This window comes from Neisseria sp. P0009.S007, from assembly GCF_051962515.1.
In genome coordinates this window covers 1-373 of the sequence record NZ_JBQCVF010000948.1, presented here as the reverse complement: position 1 = coordinate 373, position 373 = coordinate 1, and the positions used below count along the sequence as shown (strand labels likewise).

At 55.0% G+C, this 373-nt stretch carries 1 protein-coding gene; it reads left to right on the top strand.

Going from position 1 to position 373, the window contains the following annotated elements; all coding sequences use genetic code 11:
- On the top strand, positions 1–373 hold a 373-nt coding region (locus tag ACTHS3_RS17250; RefSeq protein ID WP_440368671.1), incomplete at both ends, for a tRNA-dihydrouridine synthase.

Sequence of the window (373 nt, the reverse complement as noted above, 5' to 3'; positions counted from 1 at the left end):
ACAAAACTGCCTGCAAAACTTTCATCGTCCACGCCCGCAACGCATGGTTGGACGGACTCTCCCCCAAAGAAAACCGCGACGTTCCGCCGTTGAAATACGATTACGTTTACCGCCTCAAGCAAGAGTTTCCCGAGCTGGAAATCATCATCAACGGCGGCATTACCACCAACGAAGCAATCGCCGGACACCTGCAACACGTTGACGGCGTAATGGTCGGACGCGAGGCGTATCACAACCCGATGATCATGCACGAATGGGACAGGCTGTTTTACGGCGATACCCGCAGCCCGATTGAATACGCCGATTTGGTGCAGCGCATCTACACATACAGCCAAGCCCAAATCCAAGCCGGACGCGGCACAATCTTGCGCCA